We start from the raw sequence: 23,174 nt of genomic DNA on the forward strand, positions 1-23,174 counted from the left end.
CTTACAGCGCCACCACGGCGACATCGGCCGCCTCCGCACCCGCCCCACCAGCACCGGCAGTTCCGGTACGGGAAGTGAGCGCCTGGTCCGTCCCGCCTGCAGCCGGGCCGCCGTCGATCGGTTGGTCGCTGAGAGGACTGGGTACGGGTGGCTCGCCGCCGGTGGGTGTGGGTTCGGCCTCCGGTGGCTGGTCGTCGGTGGCGTTGGCTTCGCGGTTGGCGCGTGCCGCGCCATCGCCGCGACCGCCCTGGTAGTCGGGCTGGTAGGTGTTGTGGCCGACGCCTTCCTGGTTGGTCAGGTCGGTGAACACCGAGGTGCCGACGGTCCCGACGGTGGTGATCGCCCCGATGCTCGCGGCCAGTCCGGCCCCGACCGGGCCGAAGAAGCCCGCGCCCTGCTGGACCGCGCTGGTGACCCGGGTGGTGGTGGCGGCGTCCGCGCTCGCCTCGCCGGCGGACTGGCTGCCTGCGGTCTGGGTGGCGGTGCCGTCCGCGCCTGCGGCCGGATTGCCGCGCAACAGGCCCTGGACGCCGCCCATCGCGGCTAGCCCGGCCCGCATCGACGCTCCGGACGCGGTGCCCGGATCGACGAAGGCGAGCAGCTTGAACAGGGCGACCGGGCACACCACCGCGATACAGATCAGGATGATCGCCGGTAATGCCGTACCGATGGAGGATTCCATCGACCCGGCCTTCCCCGAGGCGGCGCCAGTGGCGAACTTCATGCCGACCCCGGTCACGATGACGACGAGGAGCGGGGTGAATGCGGCCACATGGAACCAGCGGAACGCCTTCCAGAACCAGGCCCGGGTGCCCTCGTTCACCAGCCCGGCCGCGGTGATCGGGCCGGTCGCGACCAGCACCATCAGCGCCGCGTCCCGGGCCAGGATCACCAGCAGGTGTCCGATCGCGGCGATCCACATCAGCAGCCCCATCAGGCCCAGCACGGTCGCCAAGCCGGCGTCGGTGACCTGCTTGACGTCGAACGTCGTCCAGGGCTCCCACGAGTTCCACGAGGTGACACCCATCACCTGTTCCATCACCCCCCGGGTCAGCCCGCCTGCGGCGGTGGTGATGGCGACGGTGTAGGCGATCCAGCCGCCGGTCACGACCAGGAACTGGCCCATCCCGATCCCGGCCCGGGCCAGCCCCTTGCCGTCGTGGCGTCCGGCGGCGATACCGAGCTGGACCATGAACATGACCAGCACCATCACCGCGGCGATCCAGAAGGTGACCTGGTACAGGTCGTGCGCCGGGCCGTCGGCGGACAGGTCCGGGGTGAGCCAGGCGTCCATCCACGACAGCACCAGCCGCAGCACCCACAACCCGGCGTTCCAGACACTCAGCCAGGCGGCGGTCCAGGCGTCGGTGACGATCTGGGCTGCGACCGAACCCAAATGGCTGAACGGATCCCACGGCATCAGCGCACCCCGTCCTCACGCCAGGTCAGCCAGCCCGCAGCGACTCCGGCGTTCGAACCAGGCCATGCGGACGGTGCCAGTGCCGGTTCGGCGCCGGTGGCTACCTGCCAGTGGCCGTCCGTCCACTCCATCCGGGAGCAGAGCCCGTAGCCCATCCGGGACTCGGTCTTGATCCAGGCCTGCACGTCCAGCAGCACGCAGACGACCGTCCAGTCCGGCCCGTCGCCGCCCTTGACCAGCCCGGCCGCCGGGGTGGCCGAGACCACGGTGGTGAGGTCCTTCTCGTCCCCGCCCTGCCGGGCAGCAGTGAGAAACGAGGTGACGTTTCGGGTGAGCGTCCACTGCTCGAACCACGGCCCGCCCGGACGGACCCACGTGGCGTTGATCTCGCGGGTGCGGGGCAGGCTCATCGACTCCAGAACGGTCTGGACGATCGCGGCCCACTGCCCGACCGCTCCCTCGTACGTGTGAGGGAACCCGGACGGAACACCAGCCGGCCCGTCCAGAACCGTCGGCTGCGGCACCACGATCGAGCCACCAGTCACGGTCGCGGGGTCGGGATGGAACGCCGCTTGCGGATCGACCGACGCCATCGCCGCGGCGGCGATCTCGTCCCGACTCGGACGTGCGTCCACTGGCGCTGTTGCCGGTTCCTCGGTCGTGACGACAGTGGGGCGGGCGCCCATGGTGGCGTGCCAGCTGGCCAGTCCTCCGCCCACGAGAGTGAGGACGACGGTCACGACGAGTCCGCCGAGCAGTGCGAGGAGTCGGGTTCGGCTCCACGGCGCGATCTCGACCACTGTTCGCGGGGTTCGGTTGCGGGTGCGGAGCATGGCGGTCTCAGATGCAGCCGTTGCCGAGGATGCCGTCGACGATGCCCGGAGCGACGACGTAGGCGATCGCGGCGACGATCACCATGACGATGCCGACGATGCCCATCTTCGTGGCGTGCGGCATGTTCACGATCCGGCCCGCCACGAGGGCCGCGATGGCGATCACCAGGCCGAGGAAGAACACGATCCCCACACCCCAGAGCACGTAACCCATCACGTCGTCGGCGTACTTCTGGGCCCCAGGCGGCGCCTTCGGGCACACCTTCAACGGGATGATCAGCCGGACGATTGCGCCCACCAGAATCGACGCGGCCACAGCGAGAGAGGTCATCGGAGGTTTCCTTCCATCAGGGTGAGCAGAGCTGAACAGCCCGCGAGAACAGGGGCGGGAAGGGGCTCAGGAGTCAGCCCTTCCATCGCCAAGGTCGAATAGTGAGGCAGACCAATCAGCCGACCCTCCGCGCGCAGCGCCCGCCCGGACGGTCCCAGCGCCTGCTCGACCGGACGCGGCCAGCGCCTCTCCACACCGACCACGACTGCGCAGACCCGATCCAGGCCGAGCAGACCGACCGCAGCATCCAGCCGCCGCATCCCCGGCAGCGTGGGGCGGGTCACCGCCACAACAGCCGGCGCCTCCCGGACCACGGCACCCAGCCAGCCAACCTCGCCTACCAGGAGATCGACGTCCCAGCCACAGTCCAGGACCGTGAGCGATCTGGTAGTCGGGCTCGGGATCGGGCAGTGCCCCGGGCCCTCGATCCGCTCACCGCGCCGCTCCAGCAAGACCGACCCGCGGGAACCCTGCACCCACCCATTTGGTGTGGACCCGAGTTCAGCCGAGCTGGCACCCGCCAATCCGGACGCCGCGACCGTGCAGCACTCAACGACACGGGCATCGTCAGTGGCCGAGGCGAGGCCGAGCGCAACCGTCGAAGCGCCAGCGCCGCCCAGGCAGCCGACCACGGCCACGGTCCGCTCGTCTTCGGTCGGACGCCACTCGGCGTCGACCTCGGCGGAACGGCCGGCGCGACGGCCGCCCCCGCGGAACTCGCCGAGCGTCGCCGCGCGGTAAGCCCGAGTCAGTTCGTCTACCGCGACGACGCCGTTCATGCGCCGACCGCCAACGCGGGGTACCGCCGGGCCACGGCCCGCCTCGGCGTCGCGCCATCCATCGACGCCAGTTCCTGCTTCGCCTCCTGGATCGCCTGCAACCGCAAGGCACTCGCGGCGTGCCGGTCGACCACATGCTGCTCACGGTCGATCTGGTCGAACAGGCGGGCGACAGCGTCGCGATCCACACTCATGCCTCCACCGTCCTCTCGGGTTCACCCCCTTAAGCCAGCTGACCCAGTGGTTCCGGACAGCGGACCTTGCCCGTTTTCCCTGCGGCTTCAACCGGAGTCATCGTTTCGGGCATGAGGCGGAGCGCTCGTTCCCGACTGCCACCCGGCACGCAGGCATCGGAAGTGCAGTGCCCCGCCCCTTTCCACGTCGAATCGGATGCGGAGTTGAGCGACGCGCGCAGCCATGACACCGCACCCGACGTGTTCTCAAGAGCAGGGGACGCCCGCGCGTCGGTCGCAGTACGATCCACCCAACTCGTTCACCAACTCAGGAACGGTCAATGGATGCTCAAGTCACGGTAGAACTCCTGACGCGACTCACCTTCGGGGGTGATGTTGCTGAACTCGAGGACGATCTTGATCGGGTGTTTCTTCGAACGTCCTCCTATTACGCCGTGGTCAACGACGAGGTGGATCTAGTATTGGGGCCGAAGGGGTCGGGAAAAAGCGCGATTGCACGCTTCGTGTGCGATCCGGAGGCGGAGATTCCCGAACTGGCAAGCACGGACATTATCCCGGCTTTCAATTTGCGCGGCACGTTACTATTCAAGCGAATGGCCGGGGCCAACATACCCGCGGATGACAGGACTCAGCGCGATTTCTTCCTGACCTACATTGCTTGTCTCATCGGAAATCACGTGGTTCTCAACTACGCTGGACACAGCGACGCGGTTCGCGGCATTCGAGAAATCCTGGAGTCGGCCGGTCTTCTCGACCCGGGCGCTGCAAACCGAGGCTTATTTAGGAAGGTCTTGGATTCCTTTCGCCCAACAATCGAGGCTACCGTAAGTCTGGACGCCACAGGTCAACCGCAGTTCACGGGATCTGCCCGCTTGGAGCAGAAGCAGAGCGCGTCGGCGACGAGGGATATCGAAGGGGTTGAGGATCTCGTTGAACTTCTCGCCGAGTTCTACGAGGAGCGGCACCGCCGGTGCTGGGTAGTCTTCGATCGGCTCGACGAGGCATTCTCTGAGGATCGGACTCTCGAGGCCGCAGCCCTTCGAGGTCTTCTCAGGGCCCATCTAGACCTGGCTAGCTACAGTCGCTCTCTTTCGACGAAGCTATTTCTCCGATACGATGTAATGCAACGCGTGACTCAGGATGCAGGATTTGCTAATCTCTCACACATTCGAACCCTGAGGCTCACCTGGGACTCTGACAGCGTGCTGAATTTGCTTAAGCTGAGAATCTTGGCTGCTGAAGTTCTGGACACGTGGACTGGGGGCTCCATCCATCCGAGTCTAGACGTCCGTCAGATTTGTCGAGGTGTCCTGCCTCGCCACATGGGAAAGACTGATTCGCTTGTTTGGTTGCTGCTCGTCACCCCCGATTCTACACGTGCATTGAACCCGCGCAACCTACTCACGCTATTGCGAGCGTCGCGCTATCATGCAATGGATCTGGCTCGTCGCGGAGCGCATTTCTCTCGCGAACGGGGGTTGCTCCCCGAGAGTTCCCTGCACGCCGGATACGAGCAGGTGTCGACCGCTAGGCTTGAGGACACCGTGTTTGCAGAAAGCCCCGCTGCTCGCGCGTGGGCCGAGAAACTCAGAGGTCGGACCGTACGATTCACGCGCGACGACCTCAGCGGTCGGTTCGGTTTGGCGGGCTCAGATCTCGACACTGCCGTGGAGACCCTTCGAAACGCTGGCCTGCTCCGCCTTATCGAGGGGGATTTCATCGTCCCACCCCTCTACCGACCCGCTCTCTTCGTTGCTGTCCACGGCAGCGAGTTGACGATCGGGACGGATGACCAGGACGAAGCAGTCGTGCACTCGACCCGACCGTGGCCACGGAACGACGAGGCCTCGCAGGGCTCCAACAACCCGCAGGAGAGCCTCCCCAGTGGCACCGCCCCGGTGTCGACGGATCAGTCAACGCAAGCACGCAAACGGGCTCGTCATACGGAGCGGGACAACTTCCTCGGCGTGCGGACCGCCTCCGAGTACCTCGGTGAGACGGACTTCGCCGCCGACCTCGCAAGGTCACTCGATGTCGAGTTCGAGGCGCCAGCGACCGCACCGCCCGCGCCGATCTCCCCCAAGGCAGGCACCGTCGGGTCGAAGCAGGTGACCACAGAAGAGCAGAGACAGCAGTTGAAGATCGCGCACGATCACCTGGCCGCAATGGAGTTCGACGATGCGCTCAGCATCTTCGTTCGGTTTGCTCAGACCGACGCAGCCACCGCCTGTGATGCTCTCGATACCGCATTGACACTCGGGCTCGAGCGCGCTCTGGACGTCGCAGAGTTGGTCCGGGAGGCACGCTTCAAGATGCAGCCACCTCATCTGGGCCGCCTCGTGGCCCTCGACCTGATCCGGGAAGGTCCACTCATGAAGGATCTTGACGCGATCCGAGCCAGAGGCGTTACTCAGGCCGCAATTGCCTGGGTCAAGTTCTTGGGCAGGGACCCGGAACTCGAGCGGGTGGCCTACAGGTCGTGGCGAACTCATGAAGGTGGCTCCGCTTCGAACACACCTTTCGGCCGGGCCGTTCCAGTCGTCGCCGCCAGCAGAGTGCTGGCTCTCGCGCGCGGCCAGCGCGATGCCCCACCATCTGAATCTGTGGGTCAAGCAACGTCGGAATTCTGGGCGATCTTCCCCGATCTCGTAAGGCGCCTCCAAGGCGTCCTCGGCGCCTACTCCCGCGACCCAGAGACGGTCCTACCTCAGATGCTTCCGTACCAAAACCTGTCAATCGCAGAGTGTCTGCGAGAACATCAGGTGCTCCCGAGGCAGCTTTGGGCTTCCGTGCGAGACAGGCTGGTGAGCGTCCTCGTTCTGGGCGAAGACGCTCACCGCGCGAAGTTCGATGATTGGCGGCCGTTCACCCCCCTAGCTGCTGAAGTCTTGGATCGCCTTTAGACAAGCCCCACATCCACCTGCCTTGGCCGACGGTTTGAAGCGGACCATCCTTCCGTTTGAGGGGCCCCCGGGACGGAGGGGTCACCCATGCAGGGGGCGCAGTCAGCCGGCATGGAGGGCACGTTGGAGCCAGCGGTGCGTGGCCAGGATCGCGTCGTTGCGGTGTGACAGGTCGACCTGGTCGCCGGCGGCATCGCGCCAGCCGAGGACGTTTCTGGCGATGGCGGCTGCCTTGGCCTCGTCACCGGTCCTTTCCGCGATCTTGGCGAGGTCCATCTGCAGGTTGGCATCGGTTGGGGCGATGAGGACGGCCAACTCGGCGGCTGCGCGGGCGCCTTGGAGGTCGCCGGTCTGGATGGCGATGGTGGAGACGATATGGGCGGTGTCGATGATGCTGCACAGCAGGTCGTGATCGACCGCGTTGGCGGCGAGCCAGACGGTGCCGCGGGTGCGGAGTCCGTCGTACGGGGCACCGTTGACCAGCCGAAGCGCGGTGCGTAGGTCGTTGACGCCTTCGGGTCCGCGGGCTTCGCCTCTCAGGCGGAGGCGTTTGAACAGGTCGGCGTCGCACAGCAGGTCTTCGATGAGGTAGAGCCCGACGCCGCGTTCGACGGCGAGCGGGTGTTCGGTGGCACCGGGGAGGAACTTCCTGCCGGTGCGCGGGTTGTCGCCGAGCCAGGCCCGGACGATGGACATGTCCTGGCGGACGCGGTCGTCGGTGATGGTCAGGGCGTCGGCTACTTCCTGGGTGGTGGCGCCGCGGAGTCGCGTGGACAGGTAGGTGACGGCGTTGTTGCAGGCCGGTCTCCGGTTGGTCGCCGCCTGCGCGTTGCCGCCGACGCCGATGCGGACCTTGATCGGGCCCAGCACGCGCAGGCGCGGCCGGACGCACGAGTCAGCCCACCAATCGGCCAGGTCGGCGTCCAGAGTGGGGTCGGCGGCCTCGATCTGCTCGGCGACCACGACGGGCACCTTCGGGGCGATTGCAGCCAGGTCCTCGGCGGTGTTCGCGGTCTCGGTCACATAGACCCGGTCGGGTTCGGGCAGCACGGAGGTCGCCTCAGGGTCCTCGCTGTCGCGGGGGACGGTCTTGTCGGGGCGGATGGCGCCGGCCTGGTTGCAGAACTGCTCCCACTCCTCGCCGTCGGGGTCGTCGACCACGGGCATCTCGATGTCGTCGAGGTTGCGTCCGGCGTCGATGAGGGCGATGCAGCCGCGGGCTTCGTCCTCGGTGAGGCCGTTGGCGACCAGGTCCAGGCCGAGGAGCGGCACCTGGACGCGTCCGTTGTCGGTGAGCTTGATCTCCAGGCCGGTGGCCGGCTGGTCGGCGGTGAGGATGAGTACGGCGGTGCCGGTGCGTCCTTTCTGATCGGTGACGAGGCGGGTGAGGACGTCGAGGTGTTCGACGTCAGTCGCACCGCTGAGGAGGAGTCGGCTGTGCCACAGGTCTTCGTCGGCGTGGGTGACGCGGGCGGTTTCGAGGGTTGTCGGATGGACGCTAGTGGCCCGTGTTTGAAGTCTGCTGACGGTTGGCTTTCTTAAGGACGTCGGCGGCGGTTTTGGTCCACACGAATGGGTGGCAGCGGTCGTTCCAGCCGGTGACGAAGGCGCGGATCTTGGCGTTGAGGTCTTTGACCGAGCCGAAGGTGCCGCGGTGGATGGCTTGGCGTTCGATGATCCCGAACCACACCTCGACCAGGTTGAGCCACGACCCGGAGGTGGGGGTGAAGTGCACCTGGATGCGCGGGTTCGCTGCCAGCCAGTCCCGAACCTCGACGCGTTTGTGGGCGGCGTAGTTGTCCATCACCAGGTGCAGTTCGCCGTCGGGGTAGGCCCGGGCGACCTGCTTGAGGAATGCCAGGAACTCCTGGTGCCGGTGCCGGGGCTTGCAGGCTCCGGTGACCTTGCCGGTGGCGATCTCCAGTGCGGCGAACAACGTGGTGGTGCCGTGCCGGCGGTAGTCGTGGGTACGCCGCTCCGGTCGTCCGGGCTGCATCGGCAGCATCTTCTGGGTCCGATCCAACGCCTGGATCTGCGACTTCTCATCGACACACAGCACGATCGCGTCCTCCGGCGGCGCCAGATACAACCCGACGACGTCGGTGACCTTCGCCACCAGTTCGGGGTCGGTGGAGAACTTGAACGTCTCCGACCGCCACGGCTGCACCCCGTACTCCCGCCACGCGGTCGCCACCGTCTTGTTCCCGATCCCCAGATGCTGTCCGAGCAGCCGGCTCGACCAGTGCGTCACTCCGTACTTCCTCGGCGGGGGCCTCAACGTCGTGGCGACGATCCGGCGGTGATCGATCGTCCGCGGCCGGCCGCTACGCGCCTGGTCACCCAAGCCTTCCAAGCCGTGCTCGGCGTACCGGCTCCGCCACTGCAGCACGGTCACCTTCGACACCCCGACGCGGTCGGCGATCCGCTCGTTGGCCTCCCCGTCCGCCGCGGCCAGCACGATCCGCGCCCGTTGCGCCAAACCCGCACGCACACTCGACGATCGCGTGATCCGCGCCAGTTCCTCCCGATCACCCTCACGCAAGACCAGCGCCGGAGCAGGACGATTCGCCATGCCCCATCATCCCAACACCCAACCGTTCAAGAACTAACGACACGCTCCACTAGTAAGCCGTTCGGCGGTGGCGACGGCGGTGCTGACACGTTCGGGGATCACGGCGGGGTCGTCTTGGTGGTGGACGCGGTCGGGTGCCAGGTCGGGCATTTCCGGACAGACGGCGAGGCAGTCGACCTGGACGTCGCGGGCCCAGGGTGAGATGGCGAGTTCACTGACCAGGTAGCGGGCCAGGTCGACGCAGTTCCCGGGGTCGCCGGTGAGGCTCGCGACCCCGAACGCTTCGAGGTTGACCAGCCGCCACCCGGCCTTGTCGCGCCCGAGCGTCACGAGTTGCGGCCACGGTGGGGCACCGTCCGGGTTGAGCGGTCCGGCCTGGTCGAGGTCAGCATCGGCCGGGATGCGCCACACCTGCCGGGCGTCACCGTCCATGCAGGTCCATACCGCGGGCAGGTCTGCGGGGCCGGCTAATCGGAGGGTGAGGTGGTCGGCGTGGGCGTCGACGCCCATCAGGACGGGCACGGGCTGGCCGGCGTTGGTGAGGGCGGCGGTGGTGCGGCGCAGCATTTCGTCGATGAACACCACGGTGGCGCCGGTGACCGAGCCTTCCCGGATCAGGGTCTTCTCGACCGGGATGGTGGCCGCGGGCGGCGGGGCGATCATCCGTCCGGCTCGTCGGCTGCGGAACTGGGCCTCGCGGCGCCGAGCCAGGACCAGCCACATGGCACCGGCCAGCAGCGCCCCAGCGCTGGCGAGGCCGGTGAGCAGCCACGGCGGAGCGTCCGCAGCCACCGGGCCGTCGTCGGTCGACTCGGCCGTGGCGGACGGGGTCGGCTGGGCCGCCGCGGGCGCGGTTCGGGTGCTGGCCGGTGTGCTCGGCTGGGGATCTGGGGTGCTCGGTTGCCGCTCCTGCGCAGGTGTCTTCACCTGGGTGGGCTTGGGCGTCTCGGCTGTCTTGGTCGGCCGATCGTTCGTCGGCTTGGTGTGCTTGTCGTGCTGGGCTGGGATGGTGATCTTCCAGCCGACGTCGATCTCGTCGGGATCGGTGAGCCGCCGTCCGCCCGGCTGGACGGTGTGGGTAGAGGCCCGGAACAGCTTGGGGTAGTTGCGGGCGTGGCCGGTCTGCTCGAGCGCGATCTCCGAGAGAGTGTCGCCCTTCTTCACGGTGTAGGTGCGCGCCTTCGCAGCCTTCTCGTGGACTTCGGCCGGTTGGGGATGGGCGGGCATCGCGTGGGCCGGGACGGGTTGTTGCGGGACTCCGGCGGCCTGCGCGACGGGGGCGGTGGTCAGGTCGCCGACCGAGGCGGTCGAGGTGGCGATGAACAGCACGGCCGCGGTCGCGACGAGTCGGCGTGCGACCAGTTGCGGGACGGCGAGCCCGGGCAGCTTCGGGACGGGGGTGCGGCGGATGAGTGCAGCGAGTTCGAGGAGGACGGCGACGGTGAGGATGGCCCAGGCGATCCAGCCGACCAGCTTGAACAGGGCGAGGGCGATGGTGCCGTTGTCGGGGGTGGCGAGTGCATGCCAGATGCCGTCCGGGGTCCAGGTGATGCTGACCGCGCCAATCGGGGCGGCCGCGATGAGGAGGGCGGGCATGCCGATGACGATGGCGGCGAGGCCGAGCAGCGCGGCGAGGCCGCGGAGTCTGGTCATCGGTGTTCCTTCCCTTCGAGGGCTTTCACGACCCGGACGCGGGCGGTGGCGGTGACGTGTTGGGTGCCGATGCCGAACGCGGACAGGAACACGGGTTCGTAGCCGGTGGTGACGTCGACGACGAGGTCGGTGCCGGATTCGATACGGGCGGTGGCGGTCATGCCGGAGGCTTTGGCGTAGTTGATGGCGGCGGCCTTGGCGCGGGCGGCGGCGACCTCGACGTCTCCGCCGGTGGCGGTGTAGGTGTCGGCGTCGAGTTGTTGGCCGGCGGTGCGGGCGGCCTGGGCGGCGACGTCGCTGGCCAGCCGCATCCGGTTGACCTGGCCGGACAGGTCGACGGCCAGTCCGACGATCAGGGTGAGCGCGGCCATCACCATGATCGTCCACACGGTGACGGCGGCACCGCGTTCGTCCCTGAACCGGTCTCGCATGTCACTTCCTCTCGCGGTACACGTCGAGCGGCGAGGTCGCCTCGGCGTCCACCGGGACGGTCGCAGCGATGCCCGGCAAGCCGAGGTCGCCGGTCGCGACGTCGCACACCAGCCGGACGGTGACGGTGGCCGGAGTTCCGACGGGCTTGTCGAACCCGGTGGTGTCGGTGACGACCTGGGTGTTGACGCAGGGCAGCTTCTGGTTGGCCAGGGTGGAGGCGGCGATCCTGACGGAGGCGGTTCGGGCTTCGGGCTGGGTGCGGGCGAGGCTGGCGGCCCGGGCGGCGTCGAACGCGGCGGACTGGACGGCTTGGCGGGCCAGGGCGAGGCGTCCGCCCAAGATGATGAGCAGGATGAACAGCGCCAGCACGGGGGCGACCATCGTGATCTCCACGGCCGCCGAGCCGCGCTCGTCCCGCCAGTTCGACGTCATGAGATCTCCTCTCGTGGCACGGTCGCGGACTGGGTGGTGGCCGGTTCCCAGCCCGGCACGAGGCTGAGGGTGTTGCCGGTGACGACAGCGATGACCGTCTGGGCGCCCATCTGACAGGTGACGGTGATTCCGGCCAGGGAGTCGCCAGCGCGGGAGGCGAGGTCGGTGGCGGTGCGGACGCAGTCGGCGGTGGTGCCGTGCTCGGCGGCACCGGCGGTGGCTCCTGCTTGGGCGGCGGCGAGCGCGGTGGTGCGTCCGTAGAAGTACATGGCCGCGCCGAGCGCAATCCACACCACCAGCAGCAGGGTGGGCATGAGCAGCACCATCTGGATCGAGACCGAGCCCCGCTCCCTCGACCCCTCCATCACCGAACGCATCGTCTTGGCCGGGTTCAGAGCTTGGCGAGGAGGCCTTCGATGTAGCCGTTGAGGGCTGCGACCACGATGCCGACGATGGCGACGATCCCGACGAGCCACCACAACTGCTCGCTCGACACCGAGAAGCCGCGTTCGTCACGGACCTTGGACAAGACGGCGTGCAGCCAGGCTGTGGTCTGGTTCAGTTCGGTCATTTCGGTTCCTTCCATCTTCTTCACATCGGGGTGGGTCAGCCGGCTCCAAGTCGGAGCAGGGCGGGGACGAGAAGGATGGCGACGAAGGTGAACGCCATCAGGATCGAGGGGATGACCATGCGCTCGCCAACGACGTTGGCCTGGGCCTGGTCCTCGGCGAGGATCGCGTGCCGCATTTCCGCCGACCGGCTGCGCAGCGTGTCGACGACCTGCGAGCCTTCCTCCCCGGCCAGCCGCATGATGTCTGCCAGATCGTCCAGATCCGCCAGCCCCTGCTCGGCGGCGAGCTCGTGCAACGCATCCCACGCGGTGTCGCCGGAGTAGCGGCTGCGCGCCAGGGCGTCGCCGATGCGGGCGAACGGCCAGGAGTCGCCGACCCGGGCGGCGTTCTCGAGCGCCTGGCGGGTCCCGGAGCCGCCAGCGTTGCGTTCGAGCGCGACCAGGTCGACGTAGGAGCCGAGCGCCCGGCGGAACTCGACGCGGGCCTTCTTGGTGGCGTCGGACAGGTTGCCGTCGGGCAGGAACCAGGCCAGGAACATGCCCAGCAGAGTCGCGCCCGCCGGAACCGCGACCGGCATCGGCAAGGTGCGCGAGAACACCGCCGACAGCAGCGGCACCGAGACGGCGGCGGTCGCGACGAAGACCACCTTCTCCCCATAGAACACATGCAACGTCTTGCCCACCAGGGCGAGGTCGCGGCGCGGCGCGTTCGCCCACAACCGGGCGGGCAGCCGCCGCATCGCCCACAGGCCGAGCCGGTCCTCCAGCCCGCCGCGACCGCGCACGGGTTCGGGGAGGGGTGCGCGTCGGACGGGTGAGGAGAGTCGTTCCAGGGCCTGCACGGGTTCGGGGTGGGCGGGGACGAGCCACCACACCACGCACGCCAGGCCGGCGCCGACCAGGCCGCCGGCCACCATCCACAGCTGCAGGGTGCTCATGGCCGGCTCATTTCCCGGTTGGCGTGGCCTCCCAGGAAGCGGGAGGCGGGCCGGATCTCGGCCATCCTTCTGAGCCACCACAACAGGAGCCCGTAGCAGGTGAGGAGGGTGAGCAGGATGGCCTGGCCGAGGGGGGTGGAGTAGGGGGCGAAGAAGCGTCCGCCGAGACCGAAGAAGACGAGGGCGCCGATGGACAGCAGGGTGACCATGCGGGCCGAGGCGCGGGGTTTGGCCCGGTCGGCTTCGATCATCCGGCGGCCACGGACGTCGGCCGACACCGATTCGGCCAGGTCGTGCAGCACCCTGGCCAGCCCGTCCCCGCGCCGGGCGGCGCCGAGGATGAGCGCCGCGCAGACGAGGTCGCCGGTGGCGTCGTCGAGGTCGTCGGCGTACGCGCGTAGCGCCTGTTCGGTGGACCAGCGTGACCGCATCCGTCCGATCAGCCGGCCGACCTCGGGACGGATCGCGTCCGGCGCCGAGCGCAGGCTGGCCTGGATCGCCGCCTCGATGCCCTGCCCGGCGGTCAGCACCCCGGCGAGGTTGCGGGTCCATTCGGCGATAGCGTCCATCCGGGCGATCTGCCGATCCGCACTGGTCACCATCAACAGCGCCGGCAGGCCCAGCACGGCGGCCGGCAGGATCGGTACGGCGATCACCCAACCGGTAGTGACCATGATCACCAGCCCGGCCAGAAGGGCGGCGATGCTCGACCAGCGCTGCCACGCCGGCAGACCGCGCCACCAGCTGACCAGCCGGCCCGACCGGGGCGGACGCTTCGGTCGCGGTGGCGGGGCGGGTCGGGGGATCATCCCGTAGATGCCGAGCAGAATGCCGCCGACGATCATCGCCCCGGCCAGCGCTGCCAGCAGGGTGTTCATGGCAGCCTGCTCTGGGCGGCTTCGGCTTCGAAGCCGGCCAGGTCGAAGCCGGCGGCGGCGAGCTTGCCGCGCAGCTCTTCGGGGATGGTGTCGGGGACGGCGCAGGCGCCCGGTACCCGCGCGAACACGGTGGTGGTGGCGTAGCCGCGTGGCCGTTCGCCGGGAGAGACGGCAAGGACTTCCTGGACGTAGCGGTGTTTGCGGCCGGCCGAGCCGTCGGGGCCGGGGACGACGTCGCAGGCGATGTGGACGACGAGGTCGACGGTCTCGCCGAGTTTGGTCGAGGCCAGGTCCTGGGAGACCTGGGGGCCGGCCTCCATGGCGCAGGTGACCAGCTTGCGCATCGTCTGTTCCGCCGAGCCGGCGTGGGTGGTCGAGATCGACCCGGAGCCGGACTCCATCAGTTTCACCATGCTCCACACCTCCTCGCCGCGGATCTCGCCGAGGATCTGGCGGCCCAGGTTGAACCGGAAGCTGTCGATGATCTGCTGTGCCGTCGTCCGCGACCCGGCGAGCTGGCCGTCCGGCAGCCGCTCACCCGAGCCCTCCCGGGACTCCCAGGCATGCACGATCGCGTGCTGCTCGGGCAGTTCGTGCAGGAACAGTTCGTATTCGGACTCGAAGGTGCCCACCGGCTCCAGCCGCGGGATCTGGGCGCACAGCGCCCGCAGCGTCGTGGTTTTCCCTGCGCCCTGTTCGCCGGAGACGACGATGCACAGGCGGGCCTTCACGGCGGCGGCGAGGAACCCGGCCAGGGTGGGCGAGATCGTGCCCCACTCGACTAGGTCGTCCAGCGACACCTTCCGTATGCGGTGCCGGCGGATCACCACCGACAGCCGGGCGGTGTCCCGGGCGCCGGCGAGCCGCTCGCCTCCAGGGAGCACCAGGTGCAGGGACGGGCTGGCCGGGGTGAACGAGCGCGGGTTCTCCGAGCGACTGGCGAGCCGCTCGAGCAGCTCGGCCAGTTCGGCATCGCTTTCGGCGATGGCCGGGATCTCCCACAGGGTGCCGTCGGCGAGTTCGACGAGCACCCGGTTGAAGCCGGCGATCATGATGTTCTCCACCCGGTCGTCGTCGACCAGCGGCTGGATCCGGCCCAGCCCGAACATGGCGTCGGACACCGCCTTCGCCAGCACCTCGTGCTCGGCCAGCGACCGTGCCTGCCCGACCCGGACGATCTCCTCGGCGGTGTCCTCCTCCAACACCTGCCGGATGATCGCCGCCCCCTCGGCCTGCTCCGCCTCCCGGTCCGGACGGGACTCGCCGATCTGCTCGGCCAGCCGACGCGCCACCTCGGTGCGCATCCGGGCCACCAGCTCCCAGTCCACGTCCGGGATCACCACCAGACCGACCACCCGGCTGGACACGGGCGCCGGCAGCTGCGCCGGGGCCGGACGCAAGAGACGCAGCGGCGGCGCCGGCGCGGGCGAAGTCTCGGCGGGTGCGGGGTAGCGGAAGGCCGAACGGACGCGTCCCTCCTCCCGTCCACCGGGCTCCTCGGTGTCGGCGTCGAGGTCGGTGAAGATCGGCAGATCCAGCGGGTCCGTGCTCATCGACGGGCCTCCTCTCCTATCCGGGCGGCGATCATTTCCCTCAGCAACGAGCCCTCACCGGTGGTCGTCGCCGCCTTACGTGCGGCCTCACCCAGGGCGCGGATGCTGCGCAGATAGCCGGACGCCTCGAACGCCCGATCCGCCGCGGTCGCACCGCCGAACCGCGGGACTGGCTTGTCGGCGCCGTCGGCGAACACCTCGGCCCGGCGCGGATCCCACGCGACCGTGCCGAGGACAGGAAGGCCGAGAGTGCGGGCCACATCGGCGGCCCGGTAGGGACGGTTCTCGCCGACCACCACCGCCTGGACGCTGTGGCCCGGCACCGCGTCGGCGCCGAGACTGTCGGCCCACGACTTCGCCGCCGCGAGAGCACGAAGGTTGCTGCGCAGCACGATCAGGGTCAGGTCGGCGTCGGCGATCAACGGAGTCGGTGAGCCGTCCAGGCCGAGCCGGCCGGCATCCACCAGCACGTCCTCACCGGTCGACGTCATGCCGCGCAGCACGCCGAGCAGCGGCTCCCAAATCCGCGCCAGCCCGGCCGCCTGTGCGTGGGTGCGGGAGCCGGTCAGGATCGAGACCGTCGTGTCGGGCACGTCCATCACCACGCGGGGTAGGGCCTCGGCCAGGACGCCGCTGCGGTTTGCCATCACCAGGTCGATCAGCCCGGAGTGGCTCTGCAGGCCGCGGAACCGTCCGGCCAGGATCGCCGACCCGGCCGTCGGGTCGGCCTCCACCAGCAGCACTGGCCGCGGCCAGCACAACGCCATCCCCAGCACCGTCGAAGTCACCCCCGGCGAACCCGACGCAGACACCGCACAGATCAGGGCCATGACCAGATCACCGGGCCCGCGAGTCCAGGACCAGCGCGATCTTGCCCGACCCCGCCCACTCCGCCAGCTGCACCGCCTTGTCCGCGCCGACGATCACGTCCACCACGGTCTGGGTGTCACCCGGCGTCACCCGCAACACCTTCGCCGGCACAGGATCGGTCGGAGTGGAGTCGGACGGCAGCTCACCGGAATGGACCAGCCGCACCGCATCCCCGGAAGCCAACGGCTCCACCGGCATCAGACCCGGACTGATCGGCACCCCCACCACAGACTCACCCGCACCCGGCACCACCGTCTCCGACACCTGCGAGGCCGCCAGCAGCGTCCCCGCCGTCAGATCCGCAGAAGCGCGCCGTCCCACCAGCGAGGCGAGCTGGTCGGCGGGCACGGTCGACAGGGACGGGTCGACGCCCACCCGGATCGTGCCCAGGTCCTGGGCGGTGATCACCGTGCCGCGGGCCACGCCCTGCCGGACCACCACCACCTCACCGGCCTCCGTCGCCGACGCCCACAACAGGCCGCCCGCCATCGCCCCGGCCACCATCAGCACCGCGGCCACCACGACGAGGAACGGGCGGCGGGACAACTTCGGCGATCGCGGAACCGGGCCGTTCTCGACCGCGATGGCGCCGGTATCGACGTGCTTCTCGGACACTGCTGTCATGCCGTCTCTCCGATCTGGTTCCCGCGGCTACCTGCCGCTCGTCACGATCACCTGCAACTCACCGACATCGAGCCGCTGCGACCTGGTCAACTCGAACGCGAACGACCCCGACTGGCCGTAGCCCGACCAGTCCGCTGTCCAGTAGGAGGTCGCCTCGACCGTGAAGCGGCCCTGCTCGGTGTAGGTGTGGCCGCAGGTCGGCGACGGCTCCTCGCCAACGCCGTAGTGCCATTCGGTGCCCTTGCCGCACGACACCTTGTCGCCGTCGCCGAGATCCCAGACGACCTTGTGGGCCTTGGCGGTCATCGTCACCCCGCCCGCCGCGATCGTCTTCGGGCCCCACGTCGAACTCGACGGATCATCCACCCACAACCACACCGGCAGACCGACCAGCGCCAGCGCGTTAGGGCCCTTCGGCGTGATCCCGATGTCGATCGGCGTCAACTCCATCTCGTCCAGCAGCGAACGCGCGAGCTGCGCCGGATTCACGCCCGGCGCCACCCAGAACAGCAACACCAGGCTGCCCTCCATGCAGCGCACCCGGACCCAGTCAGCTGGATGGTTCGAGCCGTCATCAGGAATGGCGTCCTTCGACGGCGGGCAGGCAGGCAAGTCAGGCTTCTCCGGTTTGCCCGGCTTGCCGGGCGACGGCTTCCCCGGGCTCTTGTCGCACACCCGACACACCTGACCTCCGCGGTCACCGGAGCCACATCCCGGTGGGCATAGAGCGGCGTCCGCCGAGGGTGCCATGGCAAACGAGATGAGTAGGACCGCGAGGGCGGCGGCCAGCACGCGGAGTGTCACACGCATCCGTCGACCTCCTCTCCACCGATCTCGTAGACCTTGAAGGCCTTCGCTCCGTCGAGTCGCCGCAGGTCATACGTGCTGCGAATGAAGTCGGGGAACTGGGCGGCCTTGGCGGTGACTCGCTTCCCTCTCGCGTCGACGACTTCTGCCTTGCTCTGGTCCCTGCAGAAGGTGACCGTCACACGCGTGTCGCCAGAAGCCAACGTGCTGACCTGCGATGCGTCCTCGCTGAGGGTCGCGATCGTGCCGCTGTCTCGCCATCCTCTCGCCCGCCACGTGGCCATGAAGTTGAGATTCGCCTGGATCATGTCGTCGTACGCGAGTGGTTTGAGCAGGCGGATCATCTCCTGCTCGCTGTAGATGGGTGTCGAGCGAATCTTCGCCAGCGCGGCGGAGTACCTGCTGGCCACCTCGAGTGCGGCTGCCTGGTCGGCGTCCAGCGTTGGGCTCGGGGTCGGCGTCACCGTCGGGGTTGCAGGCGTCGTTTGGCTGGCGGTGGTCGCCGATACGGTGCCGGAACTCGGCGTCGCGACGGGTGTTTCGGCAGTGCAGGCGGCCAGCCCCAGTGCGGCCACAGCCAGCCCAATGACGGGCAGCGGGAATCTGTTCAGAACCACGATCGCATCTCCTTCCACCCCTTAAGCCTTCGGGATGGGTGGATTCGGACACTGAGTCGGGTGGTTTTCTTGGCTGCGGCACATCCTGGGGGTGTTTCGAGGGTAAATCCGGTCCTTCGTCGCTGACCAGTGCATTGCGATACGTAAGTGTTGGGCACGCGAGTACCTCGGATTGGTGTTGCCCTCATGCGCTCTGCTGCTCCTGCGAGAACTGGCCCAGTGCGTCGGTGGACCGCTTGATTCGGCGTCGGATCGTCCGTGCCGTGCAGCCGTGCAGCGCCCCTATCCGGGCCGAGACCCGATCCCCGAGGATCCCGATTCCAGGTCCGGACGGCGGCTCAAGTTCGTCAGCGGCGTCGAGGACGGCCATCAGCAAGTCGAAGTCGTCCTGGTCGATCACTTCGGCCTGGAGTCCGTCGCCGAGGATGTCGATCAATTCCTCGATGGCGTCCGGGTGGCGCACGGCCGGAGGTAGCCGGCACTCGTCCAGCGGTAGGTGGTCGGAGGTCGGGGTGAGTTGCCTGACGACCTCCTTGCGCAGGTTGTGCTTCAGGTTCGCTGCGACCCGGCCGGTCGTCGACCACGGGAAGGTCCTGACGGCGATCCACAGCTGCGCTGCGACGTGCTCGTCGATCGCATCGCTCATGAAGCGGAGTTGGTGGGCGATCAGGGTCGCGGCCGGCATCATCACCCACGCCAGCACCAGTCCCGCCTCTGCGGACGCTCCCGCCTGGTCGTGTGAGAGCCGGGCCAGTGCGCGCAGCACCAGGTCAGCCTCCTTGGGCGGGGCCGTGCGCAGCCAGTCGAAGAGTCCGTCGGAGGCCGGCACCAACTCGAGGTCCGGCGCCTCTGCGGCCCATTCGGGCCAGTGAGTATCGATCAGGTCGTTGATCTGTTCGGCGGTGACGCCGAATGCTTCCGCGACACTCATGGCGGTTCCTTCCGTGAGTCCTGAGACCACGAAACCTCACCAAGTCGATGTCACCAACGGTGTAACCAGTATCTGTGGACAAGGGCTATTTCGTTATCCACAGATGTAGTGAACGTCCTTGCCAAACCCACGTTCACTATGTTCTCTAGGTGCCGCCGGCGGGCATCCTTTCTGAAATGCCAGTCGCTCGCCGCGCCACCTACTGGCGGTTGGGGTAGAGCAGATGGGGTCGCACGTCCGATCGTGGTAGCCAGGTCATCCGGGCGGGCGAGCCGGGGTGGCTGCGCCACTCCACACAGATCCGGTCCGAACTGAACCACACCGCGATCGCCGGCACGATCGAGGTGCGGCTCTCCCAGACCAGGCGGGCGAGGACGAGCCGACCCACACCGGGCCTGCCCAGCTTCCGATCCTTGCCGGGAGGCGCACCGACCGCGTTCAGAGGCGCTCGCAGCAACCTCTTGGGGTCATCCCTCTCCACACAGCAATTCGAACACCCGTTCGAGTCAGTTCGTCAAGCGTGATCTCGAGAGCACCTCCTCCGATCATGGCGACCGCCCCGGATCCCCCGGTCCGAGGCTCCACAGCCGAACAAGCGCAGAACGTCCCGGCCGGGCCTGTCCGGAACGGGCCCTCAGTGCGGCTTAAGGGAACAGCACCGAGATTGGACCCCCGAATGCCGCACGCGCACCACCTCGGCCTGGCGCTCAGCTACCTGAGCCTAGCCGCCGACCAACTGCTCGCCGCCGAGCAGGAATCGCCGGTCGCGCTGTTCGCCGGAGTCGAGTGTCTGGAGATCCAGAGCCAGGTCAGCGAACTCGGAGCCGAAGGAGCCCCGGTCGTGACCGTCGTCCCACCGGGCGTCGCCCTCGCCCTCGCGGCAGATCTGCTCAGCCTCGACGGCCGGGCCGAACTGGCGGCCCTCGCCCAACAACTCCACCGGCTCTCCAAGGCAGTGAGCTGAGATGGCCGCCTCCGCTCTCGACCTACTGATCGCACTCGATGCGCGGCTCGACGACCTCGAGGCCACCTCGATGACCCCTGGCTCGATCCCACGCGTCCGACAGGAATGGGGCGCCCTGGCGCGCGCCAGCCTGCAACTCCTCCACGTGCGCCCGCACCACCCCGAAGTCAGAGACCGGCGAATCGAAGCCCTGCTCGACTCTCTGGCCGCCATCCCCGGCGAGTACGCGCTGCCCGCGCCCGGCACGGGGCTGATGGCCATCACCGCGACCATCGGCTGCACCGCGGAGGCCATGCGCACCCGGACCATCACCAGCCCAGCGACCCGCAACCAGGCAGGCGATGAGATCCGTGCCAGTCTGGAGGCCGCCCTGGGGCGGGCTGGCCGCTGGACCCAACACGGCTTCCAAACTGCCGGAGGCGCGCCCGACCACGAGATCGTCCGTCTTGCCGGCATCGACACCGAGCCCTGCCGATCAACCGCCCTGCACGCGTGGCGCATCATCGGCCCGACCGACCCGGGCATCGACGGGGCCGTCTCCCGATGGGAGACGGCGGCAACTAGAACGATTACCAGCCCCCGCACGGTGACCCAGCTCGCGCTCCAACTCGCCTCGGCAGACATCGCCCTCCTGTGCGCGTCCACCAGCGCCGTCATGCAGCGCGCGATCCAGACCGGCGTCATCTCGGACAGCTCTGCAGCCATCGACGCTCTCGACTCTGCCGGAAGGTCCTGGCGCGAAGCCGCCCGCTGGCCGAGCCACCTCCGCCTCGGCGGCCGTACAACCGAGACTCGTCACGCCTCCGCCGATCTGCGTCGATGCCTGGATGACGCGTTGCGGAGCGGCAGCGACTGGAAACAGCCGTCCGACCTGTTCGCCGAAACCTCACCAGAGCAACTCGTCGCCGTGATCCACTCCGGCCTCCAGGCCGCCACCCGAGTCGGCCGGCACGTCCTGGCCGCGATGGACGAGCTGACCCACGGCGCGAGCCGGGTCTGGGTGAATGCCGGTCAGATCCCGACGCCCAGGCACACGGCGCGAACGATGCTGGACAACCACTACGACTGGGCGCCCGACCGGGTCGGGTTCCACTCCGCCGAACCACTGCACGAACAAACATCCCGAGCCCTCGACAGCCTGGTGAACGCAACCCCGCTGACAATCGAGGCGCTCGCCGCGAGCACGTCCCTACCCGAGCAAGTCGAAGATGAAGGCCCCTGGGAGACGGTGTCGCCACCCGCCGACCCGCTCCGAACCTCCCAGGAGTGGGCAAGGCTCGCGGCGATCCCGTCCGCGGAGCCGCCCGCACCAACGATCCGCTTCTGATCCGAAGCAGCAGGCACCCAGCCGCACAGGAACGCCGCGACCTTTCGCGCCCAACGGTGCACCGGCATGCGGAGCGTCCCATCTTGACCTTCCCAGGGTCTCGGGCCTGCAAGGGGTTGCGCACCTCGCACTTCGAGCGCACGGTTCGTGGCACGGCGGGGCGTCCGCCTCGGTCTGTGAACCTGTTGGAGGCTGCTGTGTTTCCTGAACGAACCAGTGTTGGTTTGGACGTGCATGCCCGCTCTGTGCTGGCTCATGCGACCGACGAGCTCACGGGCGAGGTGCACACCGCACGCCTCCCCGCCGGCTCCGAGGTGGCAACGTGGATCCTGGCGCTCCCAGGACCGATCGCCGCGCTGTACGAAGCGGGCCCGACCGGGTTCGGACTTGCCCGAGAGCTCCGCGCGGCCGGTGTTAGGTGTGAAGTTGCCGCGCCGACGAAACTGCCGCGTCCGGTCGGTGATCGTGTCAAGACGGACGCCAGAGACGCTGCGCTCCTGTGTCGCGTCCTCCGGCTTGGAGAGTACGTTCCGGTCGCGGTGCCAGATGCCGCCACCGAGGCGGCCAGGGATCTGGTGCGGTGCCGCGAGGACTGCCGTACCGATCTGTCCCGGTCACGGCACCGACTCTCGAAGATGCTGCTGCGTCAGCGAATCGTTTATGCCGATGGCACGACCTGGAACGTGACGCACACGCGGTGGCTGGAACGACAACGGTTCAACGATTCAACCGTCCAATGGATTTTCGATGAGTACCTCGACCAGGTCATGACAATCACTGCGCGCCGTAAACGACTCGATCGCCGGATCGAGGAACTCGCTTCCGACTCGGCCTGGACGCCGGTAGTGCGCAGGCTTTGCTGCCTGCGGGGGATCTCGACTCTCACGGGATTCGCGCTGGCTGTCGAGATCGGCGACTGGACTCGTTTCGACGGCAACAGCATCGGCGCCTACCTCGGCCTCACTCCTAGTGAGCGTTCCTCGGGCAAGAGCCGTGCACTCGGAGGGATCACTCAGACCGGCAACAGCCACGTTCGCCGCTTGCTTATCGAGGCAGGACTCCACCACCTGCGCCCATACCGGCGGTCGCCGAAGTTGCGAGCCCGGTGGGAGCTCGCCTCTCCGGCGGCAAGGACTCGAGCTGACGCCGGAAACCGCCGCCTGTACGAACGCTGGATGGCGCTCGAGGCCCGCGGTAAGCGTCGCGGCGTATCCCGTGTGGCGATCGCCCGAGAGCTTGCTGGCTGGTGCTGGTCGCTTGCTACGATCGAGCCCTGAAAGAGGACCTGCTCTGGAAGCATCAAACCAAGGCTGGCTTCACGGACTGAGTGAACCCGCGAGCCCACTATGAGCAATCTGTATTGATCACGCTCGAGCTTAGAAAGCGGCCAGCACTCAGCCGGAACATCAAGCGGTAGCCAACCCGCGCAGAAGACCACACGAAGCGTGCACCTCGACCACGTATCAGCCGCGGCCCACCAGAGCAACGAGGAGGGGTGCCGCCAGACGTTAGGTCGGGCGGCACCCCGCGCATCCGACCCCAACG

Annotated in this window: 25 protein-coding genes; 4 read left to right on the forward strand and 21 right to left on the reverse strand. The window is 68.3% G+C overall.

Going from position 1 to position 23,174, the window contains the following annotated elements; genetic code table 11:
* Nucleotide 1: 1 nt before the first annotated feature.
* The 5 genes from ACFQQJ_RS16680 to ACFQQJ_RS16700 are packed head-to-tail and all read right to left on the reverse strand — an operon-like array spanning nucleotide 2 to nucleotide 3,557.
* On the reverse strand, nucleotides 2-1,420 hold the full coding sequence (locus tag ACFQQJ_RS16680; RefSeq protein ID WP_377108291.1) for a hypothetical protein: 1,419 nt from the start codon (nucleotides 1,418-1,420) through the stop codon (nucleotides 2-4).
* Nucleotides 1,420-2,253 (reverse strand): hypothetical protein, encoded by an 834-nt coding sequence (locus ACFQQJ_RS16685; RefSeq protein WP_377108292.1) that lies wholly within the window; start codon nucleotides 2,251-2,253, stop codon nucleotides 1,420-1,422. The genes ACFQQJ_RS16680 and ACFQQJ_RS16685 overlap by 1 nt, the downstream gene beginning before the upstream one ends.
* A 7-nt stretch (nucleotides 2,254-2,260) precedes the next feature.
* Entirely contained in the window at nucleotides 2,261-2,584 is a 324-nt protein-coding gene (locus ACFQQJ_RS16690; protein WP_377108293.1) for a hypothetical protein, read from the reverse strand.
* Nucleotides 2,581-3,363, reverse strand: a complete 783-nt coding sequence (locus tag ACFQQJ_RS16695) for a hypothetical protein (RefSeq protein ID WP_377108294.1) — start codon at nucleotides 3,361-3,363, stop codon at nucleotides 2,581-2,583. Before ACFQQJ_RS16695 ends, ACFQQJ_RS16690 begins: the two co-directional genes overlap by 4 nt.
* Nucleotides 3,360-3,557, reverse strand: coding sequence for a hypothetical protein (locus tag ACFQQJ_RS16700; protein WP_377108295.1), 198 nt, complete (start codon nucleotides 3,555-3,557; stop codon nucleotides 3,360-3,362). The genes ACFQQJ_RS16695 and ACFQQJ_RS16700 overlap by 4 nt, the downstream gene beginning before the upstream one ends.
* Before the next feature lie 320 nt (nucleotides 3,558-3,877).
* Here ACFQQJ_RS16700 and ACFQQJ_RS16705 point away from each other — a divergent pair, with 320 nt between their 5' ends.
* Nucleotides 3,878-6,460 carry a P-loop ATPase, Sll1717 family gene (locus ACFQQJ_RS16705; protein WP_377108297.1) on the forward strand — a complete coding sequence of 861 codons (2,583 nt, stop codon included), beginning with the start codon at nucleotides 3,878-3,880 and terminating at the stop codon, nucleotides 6,458-6,460.
* A gap of 102 nt (nucleotides 6,461-6,562) precedes the next feature.
* Here the strand turns inward: ACFQQJ_RS16705 and ACFQQJ_RS16710 are convergent, their stop codons facing one another.
* The 16 genes from ACFQQJ_RS16710 to ACFQQJ_RS16785 form a co-directional block, all read right to left on the reverse strand.
* A complete protein-coding gene (locus ACFQQJ_RS16710; RefSeq protein WP_377108299.1) occupies nucleotides 6,563-7,732 on the reverse strand; it encodes a tetratricopeptide repeat protein in 1,170 nt (389 codons plus the stop codon).
* A gap of 226 nt (nucleotides 7,733-7,958) precedes the next feature.
* A complete protein-coding gene (locus ACFQQJ_RS16715) occupies nucleotides 7,959-9,032 on the reverse strand; it encodes an IS630 family transposase (protein ID WP_377108301.1) in 1,074 nt (357 codons plus the stop codon).
* Nucleotides 9,033-9,065: 33 nt separating this feature from the next.
* Complete coding sequence (locus tag ACFQQJ_RS16720; RefSeq protein ID WP_377108303.1) at nucleotides 9,066-10,685, reverse strand: LysM peptidoglycan-binding domain-containing protein; 1,620 nt, start codon at nucleotides 10,683-10,685, stop codon at nucleotides 9,066-9,068.
* Complete coding sequence (locus tag ACFQQJ_RS16725) at nucleotides 10,682-11,116, reverse strand: hypothetical protein (protein WP_377108304.1); 435 nt, start codon at nucleotides 11,114-11,116, stop codon at nucleotides 10,682-10,684. Before ACFQQJ_RS16725 ends, ACFQQJ_RS16720 begins: the two co-directional genes overlap by 4 nt.
* A gap of 1 nt (nucleotide 11,117) precedes the next feature.
* Nucleotides 11,118-11,549, reverse strand: coding sequence for a TadE/TadG family type IV pilus assembly protein (locus tag ACFQQJ_RS16730; protein ID WP_377108305.1), 432 nt, complete (start codon nucleotides 11,547-11,549; stop codon nucleotides 11,118-11,120).
* Complete coding sequence (locus ACFQQJ_RS16735; RefSeq protein WP_377108364.1) at nucleotides 11,546-11,914, reverse strand: TadE/TadG family type IV pilus assembly protein; 369 nt, start codon at nucleotides 11,912-11,914, stop codon at nucleotides 11,546-11,548. The genes ACFQQJ_RS16730 and ACFQQJ_RS16735 overlap by 4 nt, the downstream gene beginning before the upstream one ends.
* Nucleotides 11,915-11,940: 26 nt before the next feature.
* On the reverse strand, nucleotides 11,941-12,120 hold the full coding sequence (locus tag ACFQQJ_RS16740; RefSeq protein ID WP_377108306.1) for a hypothetical protein: 180 nt from the start codon (nucleotides 12,118-12,120) through the stop codon (nucleotides 11,941-11,943).
* 35 nt (nucleotides 12,121-12,155) lie between these two features.
* The gene (locus ACFQQJ_RS16745) at nucleotides 12,156-13,058 is read right to left on the reverse strand and encodes a type II secretion system F family protein (RefSeq protein WP_377108307.1); all 903 of its coding nucleotides are present in this window, start codon (nucleotides 13,056-13,058) and stop codon (nucleotides 12,156-12,158) included.
* The gene (locus ACFQQJ_RS16750; protein WP_377108309.1) at nucleotides 13,055-13,936 is read right to left on the reverse strand and encodes a type II secretion system F family protein; all 882 of its coding nucleotides are present in this window, start codon (nucleotides 13,934-13,936) and stop codon (nucleotides 13,055-13,057) included. The genes ACFQQJ_RS16745 and ACFQQJ_RS16750 overlap by 4 nt, the downstream gene beginning before the upstream one ends.
* Entirely contained in the window at nucleotides 13,933-15,489 is a 1,557-nt protein-coding gene (locus ACFQQJ_RS16755; RefSeq protein WP_377108310.1) for a CpaF family protein, read from the reverse strand. Before ACFQQJ_RS16755 ends, ACFQQJ_RS16750 begins: the two co-directional genes overlap by 4 nt.
* A complete protein-coding gene (locus ACFQQJ_RS16760; RefSeq protein WP_377108312.1) occupies nucleotides 15,486-16,319 on the reverse strand; it encodes a hypothetical protein in 834 nt (277 codons plus the stop codon). Before ACFQQJ_RS16760 ends, ACFQQJ_RS16755 begins: the two co-directional genes overlap by 4 nt.
* Before the next feature lie 7 nt (nucleotides 16,320-16,326).
* Nucleotides 16,327-16,983 (reverse strand): SAF domain-containing protein, encoded by a 657-nt coding sequence (locus ACFQQJ_RS16765; RefSeq protein ID WP_377108313.1) that lies wholly within the window; start codon nucleotides 16,981-16,983, stop codon nucleotides 16,327-16,329.
* A gap of 27 nt (nucleotides 16,984-17,010) precedes the next feature.
* Nucleotides 17,011-17,658 (reverse strand): hypothetical protein, encoded by a 648-nt coding sequence (locus tag ACFQQJ_RS16770; RefSeq protein WP_377108314.1) that lies wholly within the window; start codon nucleotides 17,656-17,658, stop codon nucleotides 17,011-17,013.
* 125 nt (nucleotides 17,659-17,783) lie between these two features.
* Nucleotides 17,784-18,407, reverse strand: a complete 624-nt coding sequence (locus ACFQQJ_RS16775) for a hypothetical protein (protein WP_377108316.1) — start codon at nucleotides 18,405-18,407, stop codon at nucleotides 17,784-17,786.
* A gap of 184 nt (nucleotides 18,408-18,591) precedes the next feature.
* Complete coding sequence (locus tag ACFQQJ_RS16780; protein WP_377108317.1) at nucleotides 18,592-19,338, reverse strand: hypothetical protein; 747 nt, start codon at nucleotides 19,336-19,338, stop codon at nucleotides 18,592-18,594.
* Nucleotides 19,339-19,537: 199 nt separating this feature from the next.
* On the reverse strand, nucleotides 19,538-19,726 hold the full coding sequence (locus tag ACFQQJ_RS16785) for a hypothetical protein (protein WP_377108319.1): 189 nt from the start codon (nucleotides 19,724-19,726) through the stop codon (nucleotides 19,538-19,540).
* 288 nt (nucleotides 19,727-20,014) lie between these two features.
* Between ACFQQJ_RS16785 and ACFQQJ_RS16790 the strand changes: the two genes are divergently transcribed.
* The 3 genes from ACFQQJ_RS16790 to ACFQQJ_RS16800 all read left to right on the forward strand — a co-directional run bounded on the left by ACFQQJ_RS16790 (nucleotide 20,015) and on the right by ACFQQJ_RS16800 (nucleotide 22,906).
* Complete coding sequence (locus tag ACFQQJ_RS16790; protein ID WP_377108320.1) at nucleotides 20,015-20,302, forward strand: hypothetical protein; 288 nt, start codon at nucleotides 20,015-20,017, stop codon at nucleotides 20,300-20,302.
* 1 nt (nucleotide 20,303) lies between these two features.
* On the forward strand, nucleotides 20,304-21,629 hold the full coding sequence (locus tag ACFQQJ_RS16795; RefSeq protein ID WP_377108321.1) for a hypothetical protein: 1,326 nt from the start codon (nucleotides 20,304-20,306) through the stop codon (nucleotides 21,627-21,629).
* Nucleotides 21,630-21,805: 176 nt separating this feature from the next.
* Nucleotides 21,806-22,906 (forward strand): IS110 family transposase, encoded by a 1,101-nt coding sequence (locus ACFQQJ_RS16800; RefSeq protein ID WP_377108323.1) that lies wholly within the window; start codon nucleotides 21,806-21,808, stop codon nucleotides 22,904-22,906.
* Nucleotides 22,907-23,174 lie beyond the last annotated feature (268 nt).

This window comes from Propionicimonas sp. T2.31MG-18 (assembly GCF_964266745.1).
GTDB lineage: Bacteria > Actinomycetota > Actinomycetes > Propionibacteriales > Propionibacteriaceae > Propionicimonas.

What these genes read in the sequence shown, in the direction of transcription:
- ACFQQJ_RS16685 (WP_377108292.1), bottom strand. Translation starts at nt 2,253, where the DNA reads ATGCTCCGCACCCGCAACCGAACCCCGCGAACAGTGGTCGAGATCGCG.
- ACFQQJ_RS16755 (WP_377108310.1), bottom strand. Translation starts at nt 15,489, where the DNA reads ATGAGCACGGACCCGCTGGATCTGCCGATCTTCACCGACCTCGACGCC.
- ACFQQJ_RS16690 (WP_377108293.1), bottom strand. Translation starts at nt 2,584, where the DNA reads ATGACCTCTCTCGCTGTGGCCGCGTCGATTCTGGTGGGCGCAATCGTC.
- ACFQQJ_RS16680 (WP_377108291.1), bottom strand. Translation starts at nt 1,420, where the DNA reads ATGCCGTGGGATCCGTTCAGCCATTTGGGTTCGGTCGCAGCCCAGATC.
- ACFQQJ_RS16795 (WP_377108321.1), top strand. Translation starts at nt 20,304, where the DNA reads ATGGCCGCCTCCGCTCTCGACCTACTGATCGCACTCGATGCGCGGCTC.
- ACFQQJ_RS16790 (WP_377108320.1), top strand. Translation starts at nt 20,015, where the DNA reads ATGCCGCACGCGCACCACCTCGGCCTGGCGCTCAGCTACCTGAGCCTA.
- ACFQQJ_RS16740 (WP_377108306.1), bottom strand. Translation starts at nt 12,120, where the DNA reads ATGACCGAACTGAACCAGACCACAGCCTGGCTGCACGCCGTCTTGTCC.
- ACFQQJ_RS16695 (WP_377108294.1), bottom strand. Translation starts at nt 3,363, where the DNA reads ATGAACGGCGTCGTCGCGGTAGACGAACTGACTCGGGCTTACCGCGCG.
- ACFQQJ_RS16730 (WP_377108305.1), bottom strand. Translation starts at nt 11,549, where the DNA reads ATGACGTCGAACTGGCGGGACGAGCGCGGCTCGGCGGCCGTGGAGATC.
- ACFQQJ_RS16725 (WP_377108304.1), bottom strand. Translation starts at nt 11,116, where the DNA reads ATGCGAGACCGGTTCAGGGACGAACGCGGTGCCGCCGTCACCGTGTGG.
- ACFQQJ_RS16735 (WP_377108364.1), bottom strand. Translation starts at nt 11,914, where the DNA reads ATGGAGGGGTCGAGGGAGCGGGGCTCGGTCTCGATCCAGATGGTGCTG.
- ACFQQJ_RS16745 (WP_377108307.1), bottom strand. Translation starts at nt 13,058, where the DNA reads ATGAGCACCCTGCAGCTGTGGATGGTGGCCGGCGGCCTGGTCGGCGCC.
- ACFQQJ_RS16780 (WP_377108317.1), bottom strand. Translation starts at nt 19,338, where the DNA reads ATGAGTGTCGCGGAAGCATTCGGCGTCACCGCCGAACAGATCAACGAC.
- ACFQQJ_RS16715 (WP_377108301.1), bottom strand. Translation starts at nt 9,032, where the DNA reads ATGGCGAATCGTCCTGCTCCGGCGCTGGTCTTGCGTGAGGGTGATCGG.
- ACFQQJ_RS16750 (WP_377108309.1), bottom strand. Translation starts at nt 13,936, where the DNA reads ATGAACACCCTGCTGGCAGCGCTGGCCGGGGCGATGATCGTCGGCGGC.
- ACFQQJ_RS16720 (WP_377108303.1), bottom strand. Translation starts at nt 10,685, where the DNA reads ATGACCAGACTCCGCGGCCTCGCCGCGCTGCTCGGCCTCGCCGCCATC.
- ACFQQJ_RS16705 (WP_377108297.1), top strand. Translation starts at nt 3,878, where the DNA reads ATGGATGCTCAAGTCACGGTAGAACTCCTGACGCGACTCACCTTCGGG.
- ACFQQJ_RS16765 (WP_377108313.1), bottom strand. Translation starts at nt 16,983, where the DNA reads ATGACAGCAGTGTCCGAGAAGCACGTCGATACCGGCGCCATCGCGGTC.
- ACFQQJ_RS16700 (WP_377108295.1), bottom strand. Translation starts at nt 3,557, where the DNA reads ATGAGTGTGGATCGCGACGCTGTCGCCCGCCTGTTCGACCAGATCGAC.
- ACFQQJ_RS16760 (WP_377108312.1), bottom strand. Translation starts at nt 16,319, where the DNA reads ATGGCCCTGATCTGTGCGGTGTCTGCGTCGGGTTCGCCGGGGGTGACT.